This window comes from Stenotrophomonas sp. STEN008 (genome assembly GCF_056760435.1).
The window spans coordinates 36123-49958 of sequence record NZ_JBRRET010000028.1; the positions used below are offsets into that span (position 1 = coordinate 36123).

13 protein-coding genes are annotated in these 13836 nt (G+C 68.7%); 5 read left to right on the forward strand and 8 right to left on the reverse strand.

What is annotated here, in order from left to right; translation table 11 throughout:
* Positions 1-23: 23 nt before the first annotated feature.
* Together glpD and glpK are read left to right on the forward strand one after the other, a co-directional pair.
* A complete protein-coding gene (glpD, locus tag ACVOME_RS13480) occupies positions 24-1535 on the forward strand; it encodes a glycerol-3-phosphate dehydrogenase (RefSeq protein WP_053520329.1) in 1512 nt (503 codons plus the stop codon).
* 63 nt (positions 1536-1598) lie between these two features.
* Positions 1599-3098, forward strand: coding sequence for a glycerol kinase GlpK (gene glpK, locus ACVOME_RS13485; RefSeq protein WP_065181792.1), 1500 nt, complete (start codon positions 1599-1601; stop codon positions 3096-3098).
* Between the two features lie 73 nt (positions 3099-3171).
* Here the strand turns inward: glpK and ACVOME_RS13490 are convergent, their stop codons facing one another.
* Positions 3172-3966 carry a MetQ/NlpA family ABC transporter substrate-binding protein gene (locus tag ACVOME_RS13490; RefSeq protein WP_053520324.1) on the reverse strand — a complete coding sequence of 265 codons (795 nt, stop codon included), beginning with the start codon at positions 3964-3966 and terminating at the stop codon, positions 3172-3174.
* 25 nt (positions 3967-3991) lie between these two features.
* A complete protein-coding gene (locus tag ACVOME_RS13495; protein ID WP_111186222.1) occupies positions 3992-4963 on the reverse strand; it encodes a helix-turn-helix transcriptional regulator in 972 nt (323 codons plus the stop codon).
* A gap of 83 nt (positions 4964-5046) precedes the next feature.
* Here ACVOME_RS13495 and ACVOME_RS13500 point away from each other — a divergent pair, with 83 nt between their 5' ends.
* A complete protein-coding gene (locus ACVOME_RS13500) occupies positions 5047-5649 on the forward strand; it encodes a LolA family protein (RefSeq protein WP_053520326.1) in 603 nt (200 codons plus the stop codon).
* Between the two features lie 106 nt (positions 5650-5755).
* A complete protein-coding gene (locus tag ACVOME_RS13505; protein WP_065175204.1) occupies positions 5756-6532 on the forward strand; it encodes a DUF481 domain-containing protein in 777 nt (258 codons plus the stop codon).
* A 68-nt stretch (positions 6533-6600) separates the two neighbouring features.
* Here the strand turns inward: ACVOME_RS13505 and hemC are convergent, their stop codons facing one another.
* The 6 genes from hemC to ACVOME_RS13535 form a co-directional block, all read right to left on the reverse strand.
* The gene (gene hemC, locus ACVOME_RS13510) at positions 6601-7512 is read right to left on the reverse strand and encodes a hydroxymethylbilane synthase (RefSeq protein ID WP_053520328.1); all 912 of its coding nucleotides are present in this window, start codon (positions 7510-7512) and stop codon (positions 6601-6603) included.
* A 568-nt stretch (positions 7513-8080) separates the two neighbouring features.
* The gene (locus ACVOME_RS13515) at positions 8081-8812 is read right to left on the reverse strand and encodes a LytR/AlgR family response regulator transcription factor (RefSeq protein ID WP_053517196.1); all 732 of its coding nucleotides are present in this window, start codon (positions 8810-8812) and stop codon (positions 8081-8083) included.
* A gap of 10 nt (positions 8813-8822) precedes the next feature.
* Complete coding sequence (locus tag ACVOME_RS13520; RefSeq protein WP_481505184.1) at positions 8823-9866, reverse strand: sensor histidine kinase; 1044 nt, start codon at positions 9864-9866, stop codon at positions 8823-8825.
* A 3-nt stretch (positions 9867-9869) separates the two neighbouring features.
* Complete coding sequence (locus ACVOME_RS13525) at positions 9870-10529, reverse strand: alpha/beta hydrolase (protein WP_065174484.1); 660 nt, start codon at positions 10527-10529, stop codon at positions 9870-9872.
* 50 nt (positions 10530-10579) lie between these two features.
* Positions 10580-12505 carry a glucans biosynthesis glucosyltransferase MdoH gene (gene mdoH / locus ACVOME_RS13530; protein WP_262218941.1) on the reverse strand — a complete coding sequence of 642 codons (1926 nt, stop codon included), beginning with the start codon at positions 12503-12505 and terminating at the stop codon, positions 10580-10582.
* Positions 12506-12899: 394 nt separating this feature from the next.
* Positions 12900-13070, reverse strand: a complete 171-nt coding sequence (locus ACVOME_RS13535; protein ID WP_164972337.1) for a hypothetical protein — start codon at positions 13068-13070, stop codon at positions 12900-12902.
* Positions 13071-13285: 215 nt separating this feature from the next.
* On the opposite strand from ACVOME_RS13535, the gene ACVOME_RS13540 reads away from it, so the two are divergent.
* Positions 13286-13672 (forward strand): DUF2628 domain-containing protein, encoded by a 387-nt coding sequence (locus ACVOME_RS13540; protein ID WP_111186117.1) that lies wholly within the window; start codon positions 13286-13288, stop codon positions 13670-13672.
* The last annotated feature ends 164 nt before the right edge of the window (positions 13673-13836 follow it).

The following is a 13836-nucleotide window of genomic DNA, read 5'->3' on the forward strand; positions in this document are numbered from 1 at the left end:
AGGACGGAAGGCCGGTGATCGTGATGGACAACATCGACCTGCTGGTGATCGGAGGTGGCATCAACGGCGCCGGCATCGCGCGCGATGCCGCAGGCCGCGGCCTGCGCGTGCTGCTCTGCGAGCAGCACGATCTTGCGTCACATACCTCCAGCGCCAGCAGCAAGCTGGTCCATGGCGGGCTGCGCTACCTGGAACAGGGCGAGTTCGGCCTGGTGCGCAAGGCGCTGGGCGAACGCGATGTGCTCCGCAGGCAGGCGCCCTGCCTGGTCCGGCCGCTGCGCTTCGTGCTGCCCTGGGAACCCCACCTGCGGCCACGCTGGATGCTGCGGCTCGGCCTGTGGCTGTATGACCACCTCGGCCATCGCGGCGCAGCGTTTCCGGCTTCGCGCGCACTGCACCTGCCACACGACCCGTTGGGCACGTGGCTGTCGCCATCGTTGCACCAGGCCTTCAGCTATGCCGACGCGCAGGTGGACGATGCACGCCTGGTCCTGCTCAACGCGCTGGATGCCGCGCAACGCGGTGCCCGTGTGCAGGTCCGCACCCGCTGCGTCGAACTGCACGGCGAGCAGGGCCACTGGCGGGCGGTACTGGTCGATGCAGCGGGACAGCAGCAGACGGTGCATGCACATGCCGTGGCCAACGCGGCCGGTCCCTGGGCCGGAGGCCTGCTGCAACGCATGCAGGCGCGCAGCGGCACACCGGCCCTGCGCCTGGTGCAGGGCAGCCACATCGTGCTGCGCCGGCCCTGGCCCGATGACAGCGCCTGCCTGCTGCAGCAGCCCGACGGACGGGTCGTATTCCTGCTGCCCTTCACCCACGACCACCTGCTGGTGGGTACCACCGACACCGACTATCAGGGCGATCCGGCGCGCTGCCACGTGCTGCCTTCGGAAGTGACATACCTGTGCGAGGCGGCCAACCGCTATCTGCGCCAGCCGATCACGGCGACGGAGGTGGTCTGGCAGTTTGCCGGCGTGCGCCCGCTGCTGGCCGACCCGGATCCGCGCGCGGCACGACTCAGCCGCGACTATCGCCTGCAGTTGCAGGTGCAGGGCGCGCCCGCCGTGCACGTGCTGGGGGGGAAGCTGACCACCTACCGCGTTCTGGCCGAAGAAGCGCTGGATCTGCTGCGGCCCCACCTGCCGCAGATGGGGCCGGCATGGACGGCAGCCGGGACGCCGCTGCCGGGCAGCGACTGGGGCGATGCCGTGCAGGCACGCTCTCACCTGCGGAGACTCGCACCGTGGTTGCCTGAGGACACTACGCGGCGCTGGGCCGAGGCCTATGGCAGCCGCAGCACCGAGCTGCTGCACGGGGTGCAGGGCATGGACGATCTCGGCGAACACTTCGGCGGTGGGCTGCACGCCCATGAGGTCGTGTTCCTGCGCGATCACGAATGGGCGCATACCGCCGAGGACATACTGTGGCGGCGGAGCAAGCTGGGACTGCGGCTGGACACCGCACAGGTGGCACGCCTGCAGGACTGGTTGGAGGAACAGCAGCACCAGGCCATGCCCGGCCGATCGCGGTGACACCCGGCATGGCCCGTCGCTGCCGATGCAGTAGGATTTCCCCATCGCTACCGGAGACGCCGCATGACGCCCCGCTACGTGCTGGCCATCGATCAGGGCACCACCAGTTCGCGCGCGATCCTGTTCGATCACGCCGGCGACATCGTCGGCAGCGCGCAACGTGAGTTCGCCCAGATTTTCCCGCAGCCCGGTTGGGTGGAACATGACCCGCGCGAGATCCTCACCAGCGTCTACGCCACGCTGACCGAGCTGCTCAGCCGCGAACAGATCGACCCGCGCCACATCGCCGCACTGGGCATCACCAACCAGCGCGAGACCACCGTGGTCTGGGAACGCGCCACGGGCCAGCCGATCCACAACGCCATCGTCTGGCAGTCCCGGCAAAGCCAGGCCATCTGCGAGCGGTTGCGCTCGCAGGGGCACGAAGCGCTGATCCGTGAACGCACCGGCCTGCTGATCGATGCCTACTTCTCGGCCACCAAGGTGCGCTGGATCCTCGATCACGTGGAAGGCGCACAACAGCGCGCGGAGCGTGGCGAACTGCTGTTCGGCACCATCGACAGCTGGCTGGTCTGGAATCTCAGTGGCGGCCAGGCACACGTGACGGACTACAGCAACGCCGCACGCACGCTGCTGTTCAACATCCACACCCTGGACTGGGACGACGAGCTGCTCGCGCTGCTGGACATTCCGCGCGCCATGCTGCCGCAGGTGCGTGACTCCAGCGCGGTGTACGCGCACACCCGGCCGCAGTTCTTCTTCGACCACCCGATTCCGATCGCCGGTATCGCTGGCGACCAGCAGGCCGCGCTGTTCGGCCAGGCCTGCTTCCAGCCGGGCATGGTGAAGAACACCTACGGCACCGGCTGCTTCATGCTGATGCACACCGGAACGCAGGCCGTGCGTTCGCACAATGGCCTGCTGACCACCATCGCCTGGGGCCTGGACGGGCGCGTGGAGTATGCACTGGAGGGGTCGATCTTCATCGCCGGCTCGGTGGTGCAGTGGCTGCGCGACGGCCTGCGCATGATCGATCGGGCCAGCGACAGCCAGGCGCTGGCCGCGAAGGTCGGCGACAGCGCTGGCGTCTATCTGGTGCCGGCGTTCGTGGGCCTGGGTGCGCCTTACTGGCGCAGCGACGTGCGTGGAGCGATGTTCGGCCTGACCCGGGGCACCAGCAGGTCGCACTTCGTGCGTGCAGCATTGGAAGCAATGGCTTACCAGACCCGCGATGTACTCGATGCCATGCAGTCCGATGCAGGTATCGGCCTGAGCGAGCTGCGTGCCGACGGCGGCGCGATCGGCAACGACTTCCTTGCCAGCTTCCAGGCCGACATTCTGGGCGTTCCGCTGCTGCGGCCACGGCTGACCGAGACCACGGCGCTGGGCGCGGCCTACCTGGCCGGGCTGGCGGTGGGATTCTGGGAAAGCCGCGAACAGATCGCCGCGCAATGGGGACTGGACCGCCGTTTCGAGCCGCAGATGCCGGCAGCACGGCGCGAGACGCTGTATGCCGGGTGGCAGCAGGCGGTCGCCGCCACCCTGGCCTTCCACGTCGATTGAGGGCGGTAGCGCCGGGCCATGCCCGGCGAATCAATCCCCAATCCGCCGGGCATGGCCCGGCGCTGCCCCAACATCAGAACGCCGGCAGCACGGCACCCTTGTACTTGGTCTCGATGAACGTCTTCACCTGTGCGCTGGTGAGCGCCTTGGCCAGCTTCTGCACGCGCGCGTCATCCTTGTTGTCGGGCCGGGCCACCAGGAAGTTCACGTACGGCGAGTCCTTGCTTTCGATCGCCAGCGCATCCCGGGTCGGGTTCAGACCCGCATCCAATGCATAGTTGGTGTTGATCAGGGCCAGGTCCACCTGATCCAGTACGCGGGGCAGCATCGCCGAATCCAGCTCGCGGAACTTCAGCTGCTTCGGATTGGAGACGATGTCGCGCTGGGTTGCCAGCGCATTGGTCGGATCCTTCAGCTCGATCACACCGGCCTTGTGCAGCAGGATCAGCGCCCGGCTGTTGTTGCTCGGATCGTTCGGGATGACCACATCCGCGCCTTCGCGCAGTTCGGCCAGCGACTTGATCTTGCGCGAGTATGCGCCGAACGGCTCGATGTGCACGCCGATCACCGTCACCAGATCGGTCTTGCGGTCGCGGTTGTAGGCGTCCAGGTACGGCTCGGTCTGGAAGTAGTTCACGTCCACCTGCTTCTGCACCAGCTGGTCGTTGGGCTGCACGTAGTCGTTGAACACGCGCACGTCCAGTTCCACGCCTTCCTGTTTGAGGATCGGCTTGACCACCTCGAGGATTTCGGCGTGCGGCACGGCCGTGGCGGCCACCACCAGCTTCTGCGAAGGCTCGCCGGACTTGCCGCAGGCGGTCAGGGCCAGCGCAGCGGCGAGCAGGGGCAGCAACAGGGTCTTCTTCATGGGCGGAATGATTCTCGGGGGGAGGTCAGGATCTATCGTAGTTGCTCAGGGCCAGCTCGAGCAGCGCCTTGGCCTGCTCGCGCAGCATCTTCGGTTCGACGATCTCGGCATCCGAGCCGTAATGCAGCACATCCATCAGCAGTTCGCGTGACACGCTGTAAGGCACTTTCAGCTCATAGCGGCCGTCGGCCAGGAAACGGCCCTGCTGCTTGGAATGCCAGTGCTCATCGGCGACCCAGCGCGCAGCCTTGGCGCTGAACAGGATGGTGGCCCAGCCCTTCGGCGCACCGGAGAAAATGCCGTAGCTGGCACCCAGCTGCTCGTCCAGTTCGCTGTCGGCCACGTCACGGGCCGTGTGGTCGATCACCCGCGCCTTGTGGATCCGGTCCACCGCGAAGCTGCGGAGGGCCTCGCGGTCGTGGTCCCACGCATCGAGGTACCAGTTGTCGCGGTAGTGGGTCAGGCGCTGCGGCGAAACAGTGCGCTTGGTCGGTTCGTCGGTGGAACGGGCGCGGTACTCGAAGCCCAGCTGGCGCCGCTCGAGCACGGCCGAAGCCACGCTGCGGAAGCTGCCTTCGTCGAATTTGCGGCCGCGATGCGGAATGACCCGCACCCGGTCCACCGGCCAGCTGGAGACCCCCGCCTGCGCGGCCAGCAGGCTTTCGATGCGCTGCTGCAGCGGTGCCAGCACCGAAGACAGCACGCCCCCGCCGGTACGGGCCAGCAGGTGCTGCGATGCCAGCAGGGCATGCAGCTCCTCCGAGCTGAGCCAGAGGCCGGGCAGTTCGAAGCGGTCGCTTTCGTCGGCGTGATAGCGGAAGCCGGCCTCGCCATCGCCCTCGATCGGCGCCATCAGCGCGTCGCGCAGGAACGCCAGGTCGCGGTAGACGGTGGCACGGGAACAACCGAGCTTGTCCTGCAGGGTCGCCACCGTCACCGGATAGCGCGCGGACTTGAGCAGACGATGCAGGGCGGTGATGCGTTCGTATCGGTCCATGCCCCCGATTATGTCCGAGTCGCGGGTCTTGTGTGGGGGGTTTGGGCTATCGTGGGCGCCCCGCCCTCTGCGAAAGCCCTCCCATGCGCCGGTTGCCCGCCCTGCCCCTGCTGGCCTGCCTGCTGCTGGCTGCCTGTGGTCGCCCCCCAGCGCCGTCCGGCGGCGACGCGGTCGTTCCGCAGGCCGACCCGGCGCAGGCGGTACTGGCCGCCAGCCAACGGTTCGCCGCCCTGCGCAGCTTCCACGCGGAACTGGAAGTGCTGGGTACGCCACAGCCGGTCCGCAGTGCGATGGACTTCGTGGCCCCGGACCGATTCCGGGTACAGACGGCGGCCGGTGCACAGACCATCATCGGTGACACGATGTTCCTGCAGGCCGACGGGGCCATCCGCCAGGTGCCGACGCCGCCCGGTCTGCTCGAGCAATGGCGGACGCCGCTGCCGGCCGACGTCGCGCCCGCGGCGCTGCAGGCCGAGGATCTGGGCAGCCAGACGCTGGACGGGGTCCAGACCCGCCGCTACCGGCTGCGTGGCGCCGGCCCCGGCGAGCGCCTGGAGTACTGGGTGGATGGGCAGGGCCTGCCACGCCAGATCGTGCGCAGCGGCAGCAGCAACGGCAAGGTGTTCCAGCTGCGCCTGCGCTATTCGCGCTTCAACGACCCCTCCGTCCGCATCGAGCTGCCCTGAATGGGGAGCGGTGACAACGCCTGCTGAAGCGGCCAGCGCCATGGGGCGGACGGCCATCACGCTTCCAGTATCATCACGGGTTGTTAACCGCTTCGGAGAAGCCTCGATGTCCCTGCGCGTGTCCCTGCTGATTCCCCTGCTGCTCTGCGCCCCGCTGGCGTACGCGCAGGATGCATCCGAACTGGCGGCGATGTCCTCGCCCTGGAGCGGCAGCGGCGGCGAGCTCGGCTTCGCCTCGGCACGCGGCAACAGCAGCACCGAGAGCTTCAACGGCCGCCTGCGCCTGCGCTACACCGACGGTGACTGGGTGCACAGCATGGACCTGTTCGGCCTGCGTTCCAGCTCCAAGGTGACCGAGACCAACGACGACGGCACCACCACCCGCCGCAACAACACCACCGCCAACCGCTACACCGGCAGCGCCGGCAGCGCGCTGCAGCTGGGCGAGCACCGCCAGCTGACCGCCACGGTGCGTACCGAGCGCGATGACTTCGCCACCTACGACCGCCAGAGCTCGTTCGGTCTGGGTTACGGCACCCGCCTGTGGAGTACCGAGCGCTTCTATTTCGATGCCCAGGTCGGCCCCGGTGTGCGCCGCACCCACAGCACCGAGGATGATCGCACCCGTACCGGGCTGATCGGTCGTGGCCTGTTCGACATGAAGTACTCGCTTACCGAGAACACCGATCTGGTCAACACGCTGCTGGTCGAATCGGGGTCGTACAACACCTTCGGCCAGAACGATTTCGGCCTGTCGGTGAGCATGAATGAACACCTGGCCTTGAAGGCCGGCTGGCAGGCCCGCTACAACAGCGACGTCGCGGTGGACAAGCGCAAGACCGATACGCTGACCACCATGAACGTGGTCTACAAGTTCAAATAAGCGAAACGGGCGCCTGGCGCCCGTTCTCTTTTCTGTTCCGCAGCGCCTGGCCGAGGAAATCGGCCGGGTCAGGCGTTCAGCAGCTCACCCGCCCCGCCATCGAGCAGCCTCTGCGCCACGCGCTGGCCCAGCGCGTCCGGGTCGCTGGCCGGGCCCACGCCTTCGGCGCGCACCGCACGGCCATCGCTGGCGCTGCCGACCAGCCCCTGCAGGTGCAGGTCCTGCCCCTGCCACTGCGCGATCGCCGCCACCGGCACATGGCAGCTGCCATGCAGCGCGCGGTTCATTGCCCGCTCCGCTTCCACGCAGGCGCGTGTCGCGGCGTCATCGAGCGCAGCGAACAAGGCCATCAGCGGCGCATTGCTGCCGTCGCACTCCACGGCCACGGCGCCCTGCGCCGGCGCCGGCAGCCAGTGCGGCGGCTGCAGGCGCAGCACGATCCGATCGCCCAGTCCCAGGCGCTCCAGCCCGGCGACGGCCAGCACGATGGCGTCGTAGCCCCCGTTGTCGAGTTTGGCCAGGCGCGTATTGACGTTGCCACGCAGGTCCAGCAGTTCCAGGTCCGGGCGCAGCGCACGCAGCTGGGCCTGGCGGCGTAGCGAGGACGTGCCGACGCGCGCGCCGATGGGCAACGCATCAAGCGAGGCATAGAGGTTGGAGACGAAGCCGTCGGCCGGGTCATGACGGGGCAGCATGGCCGGCAGCACGAACGGCGCATCCAGTTCCATCGGCACATCCTTCAGCGAATGCACGGCGCAGTCGGCGTCGCCGCGCAGGATGGCCAGCTCCAGTTCCTTCAGGAACAGGCCCTTGCCACCGATGGCGGCCAGCGAGCGGTCGAGCACTTCATCGCCGCGCGTGCTCATCGGGACCAGCTCCACGTGCAGGCCGGGATGGGCCTGGCGGAGGCGGTCGGCGACGTGTTCGCTCTGCCAGAGGGCGAGCGGGCTCTTGCGGGTGGCGATGCGGACGGTTTCCATCCGGTCATTATCGCGCCTTCGGCGCGGATACGGCCAACGGCGGAGCCCCTCGTGGCTGGCTGGGGACAAGGCTGAAGCAACAGCCGTGCTTGGCCGGGCGGGATGGGCTGCGCAGGGGCCGCTGCAAGCACGTCCATGTAAGCTCGGTCGCCGCATCCATGCGGCTCACGCCCCTGCGCAACCCACCCCGCCCGGCCTCTGACAGTTTCCGTGTGCGCCAGCCACGGAAGATCAAAAGAAAGAAGCAGAAGCAACAGCCAGCGGCTCTCGGGGTGGGGGACCAATTTATGGGGGGCAACGGGGGGGGGCCCCGGAGGCCCCCCCCCAAACAAGGGGGGGGGGGGCCCCGGGCAAATAGGCGGGGGGGGGGGGCCCCCCCCCCCCCCAACCCCCCCCGGGGGGGGGGCCCCCCCCCCCCCCGCCGCCCCCCCCGGGCCCCCCCCCCCCCCCCCCCACTCACCCAACACGCAACAACTCAGAGCCGAACACAACCTGCAGTTGCTGTTGCTGTTGCTCTTGCTTCAGACGTTGCCCGCAAGCAGTCGCGGCCGCAGGCCGCGCCGGACACTCACAGATGCCGCAGTTCCTGCTTCAGCGTCGCCACACAGCGGCGGCTGACCTCCAGCGGCTGCTTGCCATGCCGGAGCACCGCCTGCACCTGCCCGCCCACGCCACGACGCAGTTCCACCAGTTCGTGCCGCGCCACCAGACAGTTGCGGTGGATGCGCACGAAGCGGCTGGCGAATTCCTCCTCCAGCGACTTCAGCGACTCCTCGATCAGGTCCTCACCACGCGCGTGGTGCACCACCACGTACTTTTCCTCGGCCTGCAGGTAATGGATGTCATCCAGTGGAATCAGCCGCAGGCTGCCCCGCAGCCGGGCGCACAGCATGCTGCGTGCCTGTTGCCCCGCGTCGTGCTGTGGCTGCCCCCCGCGCCCGGCCAGAAAGGTCCGCGCGCGCGCGATGGCCGCTGCCAGCCGCTCGGCACGCACCGGCTTCATCAGGTAGTCGATGGCCGCCGCTTCGAATGCCGACAAGGCATGCGCGTCGTAGGCCGTACAGAACACCACCGCCGGGCGTGGCTCGAAGCTGGCCAGGTGACGGGCCGCTTCCAGCCCATCCAGTCCGGGCATGGCGATGTCCAGCAGCACCAGGTCCGGCTGCAGTTCCGCGCAGGCGTGCAGGGCCTGCTCGCCGTTGCCGGCCTCGGCCACCACGTCCACCCCCTCCTGCGCGGCCAGCAGGCTGCGCAGGCGCTCGCGCGCCAGCGGTTCGTCATCGGCGATGACTACCCTCACGATCGTTCCCTCACTGGATCGGCACCGTCACCTGGCAGGCATAGTAGCCCTCGCTCCAGCCGGCCGTCATCCGTGCGGCACTGCCGAAGCGCCACGCCAGGCGATGACCGATGCTGTGCTGGGCATGCCCGGCGCCGCGTGCCAGGGCCAGCCCCGGCGTCTGTGGATCGGGAGCGGGATTGCGTACGCGGATGTGCAGCTCGTTGCCTTCGCGCGCCACGTGCAGCTCGACGGTGCCACCTTCCGGCAACCGCGAAATGCCATGCAGCACCGCGTTTTCCACCAGTGGCTGCAACACCAGCCGCGGCAGCGGCTGCTGCCACGGCAGCGGCTCGTCACGCTGCCAATGCACCTGCAGGCGCTCTCCCAGGCGCAGCGACTCGATCGACAGGTAACGCTCGGCCAGCTCGCATTCGGCCTGCAGGGTGGAATCTCCATCGCCCGCCCCCAGCGCCGCGCGGAACAGATCGGACAGGTCCAGCACGGCGCGTTCGGCCACCGCCGGATCACGATGCAGCAGACTGGCGATCAGATTCATGCTGTTGAACAGGAAATGCGGACGGATCCGGGCCTGCAGTGCATCGGCCTGTGCACGTGCGTTGGCCTGCACCTGCGCGGCCCAGCGGTCGCTCACGTAGAAGTAGCGCAGGGCCAGCGCGCTGATCAGTGCGCTGGTGGCCGCACTGCCAAGGGTGAAGCGCCAGAAGCTGATGCCACGGGCGAAGCTGTCGCCCAGCACGGCATACAGCGCGTGGATGATGCCCGCGCAGACCACGGCGATCAGCGCCGCCAGTGCGATCGCCGCAGCGGCGCCCAGCAGCGGTGGCAGCCTCGACAGCGCCTGCCGCAGCATGCACAGGCTGGCGGTCACCGCCAGCGCCAGCCAGAGTGCGAAACCGCTGGCCGAAAGCAGCTCGCCCACCGTCCAGTGACGGCTGCCATCGGGCGCCAGGGCCAGCAGCACCACCACCAGCTCGGCCAGGCCGAGCATCGCCGCCAGCCGCCGCAGGCGGCACAGTTCCGGCATCCAGGGAGGCGTGCTGGCCGGTGACATGGGTCAGGCGACGCCCAGGCGTTCCTGCAGCCAGTCACCCAGGGCATCGATCTCCTCGGCACAGACCTGGTGCGCCATCGGGTAGCTGTGCCACTGCACCTGCAGGCCCAACGCGCGCAGCGCCTGCGCGCTGTGTGCGGCTACCGCCTGCGGAATGACCGGGTCGCCGCTGCCGTGGGCCATGAACACCGGCACGTCCACTGCGGTAGCCACGCGCTCGGCGCTGTCCGCGTCGGGCAGGTAGGTGGACAGCGCGATCAGCCCGGCCAGCGGCGCCGTGCGCGACAGCGCGGCGGTAAGAATGATCGCGCCCCCCTGCGAGAAGCCGGCCAGGAAGATCTGCTCCGGCGTGATGCCCCGCTCGATCTCGCGGGCGATCAGGGCCTCTACCTGGGCCACCGATTCGCGCACGCCGGCCATGTCGGCGCGGGAACGGAAATCCATGCCGACGATGTCGTACCAGCCGCGCATCGGCACGCCGTTGTTGATCGTGATCGGCCGCACCGGGGCGTGCGGGAACACGAAGCGCAGCGCCGGCCAGTGCGGACGCACCAGCTCCGGAACGATCGGGGCGAAGTCATGGCCATCGGCGCCGAGGCCGTGCAGCCAGATCACCGACCACTGCGGCGAGGCGCCGGTTTCCTGTTCCACCGTTTGCAGCATGTTGCGGCTCCTTCAGATGCGAGCCGCATTATGCCGCCGGTGTGGGGCGATCAGTACAGCGGTGGCTGTTCGGCCGCTTCCCGGCGCAGCTGCGCGGCGCGTACCAGCACCGGCGGCGGAATGTTCTCCTCGGGGATGTCGAGCAGGCCCAGCCGGTGCAGGAACGCACCGGGACCGCGCGACGAGGTCAGTGCGACCACCGGGATGGCCAGCACCATGCCGATCACCACCGGCGCCATCCATGCCGCCAGCGACGGCGAGACCAGCCAGGCCAGCACGCCCATGAAGGCGCCGAACAGGCCCAGGCCGCCGTAACCGCGCACCAGCGCCATCCAGGAAATGCCACCGTCGTCGCGCTGCTGGGCGTCCCACCCCGAGTCGCGTCCGGACAGCACTTCGGCCACGCCGCGGGACTGCACATACATGACCACCGGCGCCATCAGTGCCGCCAGCACGGTCTCCACCAGCATCGACACGAAGGCACGGAACGCACCGCCGCAGCCACGACGATCCACCGGGTCCAGCAGCATCGCCAGGTAGCCCAGCACCTTGGGCATCAGCAGTACCGCCATGGTGGCGGCGAACAAGCGCACCACCTGCTGCTCGTCCTGCGCGCGCCAGTACACGCCGGGCGCCAGGTGCAGTACGGCATTGAAGTCGATGCCTTCCTGGAACAGCGGGATGGCGATGCCGATCAGCATCAGCATCGCCCACATGGGCGCAGTGAAGTAGTGGCCGATGCCGATCAGCATGTGCATGCGGCTGATCCAGTGCAGGCCGCGGCTGCCGACCACCTTGCCGTGCTGCAGGTTGCCCTGGCACCAGCGGCGGTCGCGCACCAGCAGGTCGGTCAGGGTCGGCGGGCCTTCCTCATAGCTGCCCCCCAGGTACGGCACCATGTGCGCGGCCCAGCCGCCACGCCGCATCAGCGCGGCTTCGACGAAGTCGTGACTGAGCACGTGGCCGCCGAACGGCTTGCGCCCAGGCAGCGATGGCAGGCCGGCATGGTCGGCGAAGGCACGGGTGCGGATGATGGCGTTGTGGCCCCAGTAGTTGCTTTCAGCGCCGTGCCACCAGGCCACGCCCCGGGCGATCACCGGCCCGTAGACGCGGCCGCCGAACTGCTGCATGCGGGCGAACAGGGTGCGTCCGCCGATCACCGACGGCAGGGTCTGGATCAGGCCGACGTCAGCGTTGTGTTCCATGCCGGCCACCAGGCGCACGATGCTGTCGCCGGTCATCAGGCTGTCGGCGTCCAGGATCAGCATCTGCGGGTAGGCCCCGCCGAAGCGGCGCACCCAGTCGGCGATGTTGCCCGCCTTGCGGCCGCTGTTGTCGCCACGACGGCGGTAGAACAGCCGCACGCGGCCGTCGGGCACCTGCTCGCGGAGCTCGGCGAAGACCTGCTCTTCGGCCCGCGCGATATCGTCACGGCGGGTGTCACTGAGCACGAAGAAGTCGAAACGCTCCAGCTGGCCGGTGGCCGCCACCGATTCGTAGATCGCACGCAGGCCGGCCAGCAGCCGGCGCGGATCCTCGTTGTAGGTCGGCATCAGCAGCGCCGTGCGGCTGTGCACGGTGGGCAGCGGCTTGTCCGGATCAATGCCCAGGCGATAGCCACGGTCGAACACGGCGGTGAGGAAGCCTGCCACCGCGCTGGCGAACGACAGCGCGATCCAGGCGAACAGGCCCACGAACAGCACCAGCAGGCAGGCTTCGAGCACGCTGATGCCGTTGACCGACAACACCCGCCACATCATCCGGGTGGCCGCTGCGGTCATCACCAGCGTGCCGCCCAGGATGTACAGCCGACGCAGGCCGATCAGGCGTGGCGAGGTGCGGTGCCGGCGCACCCTGAGCTGCCCTTCGCGCAGGGTCTGCTCGGGCATCGGCAAGGGCACTTCGGCAGGCAGCAGCGCCCAGCCGGCGTCAGGCCCGGCCGATTCCGCCTCCGCATGGATGGTCTGCACCCCCATCGGCGCCTACTCCGCGCAGTCGGCATGGCCGGCCGTCCGGGCCAGGCTGCATGCATGAAGGTTCCCGGCGCGCCTTCCCGGCGCCCGCACTTGTCCTGGCTGCGTCGGCCTGAGGCCGCGCAGTCGCTGTCTGTCACTACCGGAACCCACACGATCTCCAACGGGGCGGAATCGAAAATGCGGCCCAGTCTAGGCCGCTACATGTAAGCCGGGTGCGAAGGCCTACGCCGGGATTTCTCCCCATTCAGCAAACAGCAGGCGAGGCTGCCGGCGCGGTGCCGGCGGCCTGCCGGATCGAACGCAATTGGATCGAGCAAAACGGGCGGCGGCACATCCCTCGGCGATCGCGCTGGCGGCGAGGCCAACGCGATCGATCGTACTTCAGCAGCGGGCGTTACTCGTCCTGCAGGACGACGCCGGCCGCGTCCTGCAGGGCAGCGGTGCGCGCACGGTCCATCGCCACCGCCAGTTGCTGGCGGGCGAGCAGTTGTTGGGCCTGCACCACTTCGGGTGTGGGCAGAAGCACCGGTCCCGGTGCGTTTTCCGGTGTAGCGGGTGTGGTCATGCAACCTCCGTGGACATCCCCGCTGCCGCGCGGGTCCAACCGGGCGGCAGCGGAACTGCGCACCCTATCCTAAAAACAAGGCGGATGGGTGACGTGCAAGCCGGTGAGGCCTGCGCCTGCAAAGGGCATGTGTCACGTTCCAGGCACGCAGCGCTGGATCCTGAATAGGCATTTCCGGTAGCATGAAAACGTTTTCTCACAGGGACGTTCCTCCCATGAATACCGTCGACCTCACCCACTTCAGCCCCAAGTGGCAATTCCGCTTCAACTTCTATCGCCAGCACGGCGCGCCCAAGGAGCCCGGCTTCAAGCAGGCATGGCGGGCCCTGTCCTTCGGTGACCGCCTGAAGATCAACCTGAACATCTTTGCCCTGTTCTTCGGCCCCATCTACCTGCTGATCCTGGGCATGTGGCGCAAGGCGCTGGTGGTGGTCGGCATCGCCATCGCCCTGGCGGCCATCACGATGTTCCTGCCCGACATCGTCGGCCGCGCGGTGTTCATCGCCTTCAATGTCCTGGTCGCCTCCAGCACCAACTACAGCTATTACCTGGAAAAGGTGGAAGGCCGGACCGGCTGGAACCCGTTTGAAGGAATGTTCTGAGCCACTCAGACCTGCGCAAGGACGCGCGGCAAGGATGCAACCGACGCCCCGCCCCCGCCGGGCGGGGTGGGTTTGGGGCTCCCGCGGCGCGCCCCGGGGGGGGGCGGGCCCAGCCCCCCGACCCCCGCGGCCGGGCCGCGGGCCCCCCCCCCCCCCCCCGCGCG

Excerpts from the sequence above, each read along its gene's own strand:
- ACVOME_RS13495 (WP_111186222.1), bottom strand. The coding sequence starts at position 4,963 with ATGGACCGATACGAACGCATCACCGCCCTGCATCGTCTGCTCAAGTCC.
- ACVOME_RS13490 (WP_053520324.1), bottom strand. The coding sequence starts at position 3,966 with ATGAAGAAGACCCTGTTGCTGCCCCTGCTCGCCGCTGCGCTGGCCCTG.
- ACVOME_RS13500 (WP_053520326.1), top strand. The coding sequence starts at position 5,047 with ATGCGCCGGTTGCCCGCCCTGCCCCTGCTGGCCTGCCTGCTGCTGGCT.
- ACVOME_RS13520 (WP_481505184.1), bottom strand. The coding sequence starts at position 9,866 with ATGTCACCGGCCAGCACGCCTCCCTGGATGCCGGAACTGTGCCGCCTG.
- hemC (WP_053520328.1), bottom strand. The coding sequence starts at position 7,512 with ATGGAAACCGTCCGCATCGCCACCCGCAAGAGCCCGCTCGCCCTCTGG.
- ACVOME_RS13505 (WP_065175204.1), top strand. The coding sequence starts at position 5,756 with ATGTCCCTGCGCGTGTCCCTGCTGATTCCCCTGCTGCTCTGCGCCCCG.
- mdoH (WP_262218941.1), bottom strand. The coding sequence starts at position 12,505 with ATGGGGGTGCAGACCATCCATGCGGAGGCGGAATCGGCCGGGCCTGAC.
- glpD (WP_053520329.1), top strand. The coding sequence starts at position 24 with ATGGACAACATCGACCTGCTGGTGATCGGAGGTGGCATCAACGGCGCC.
- glpK (WP_065181792.1), top strand. The coding sequence starts at position 1,599 with ATGACGCCCCGCTACGTGCTGGCCATCGATCAGGGCACCACCAGTTCG.
- ACVOME_RS13535 (WP_164972337.1), bottom strand. The coding sequence starts at position 13,070 with ATGACCACACCCGCTACACCGGAAAACGCACCGGGACCGGTGCTTCTG.
- ACVOME_RS13525 (WP_065174484.1), bottom strand. The coding sequence starts at position 10,529 with ATGCTGCAAACGGTGGAACAGGAAACCGGCGCCTCGCCGCAGTGGTCG.
- ACVOME_RS13540 (WP_111186117.1), top strand. The coding sequence starts at position 13,286 with ATGAATACCGTCGACCTCACCCACTTCAGCCCCAAGTGGCAATTCCGC.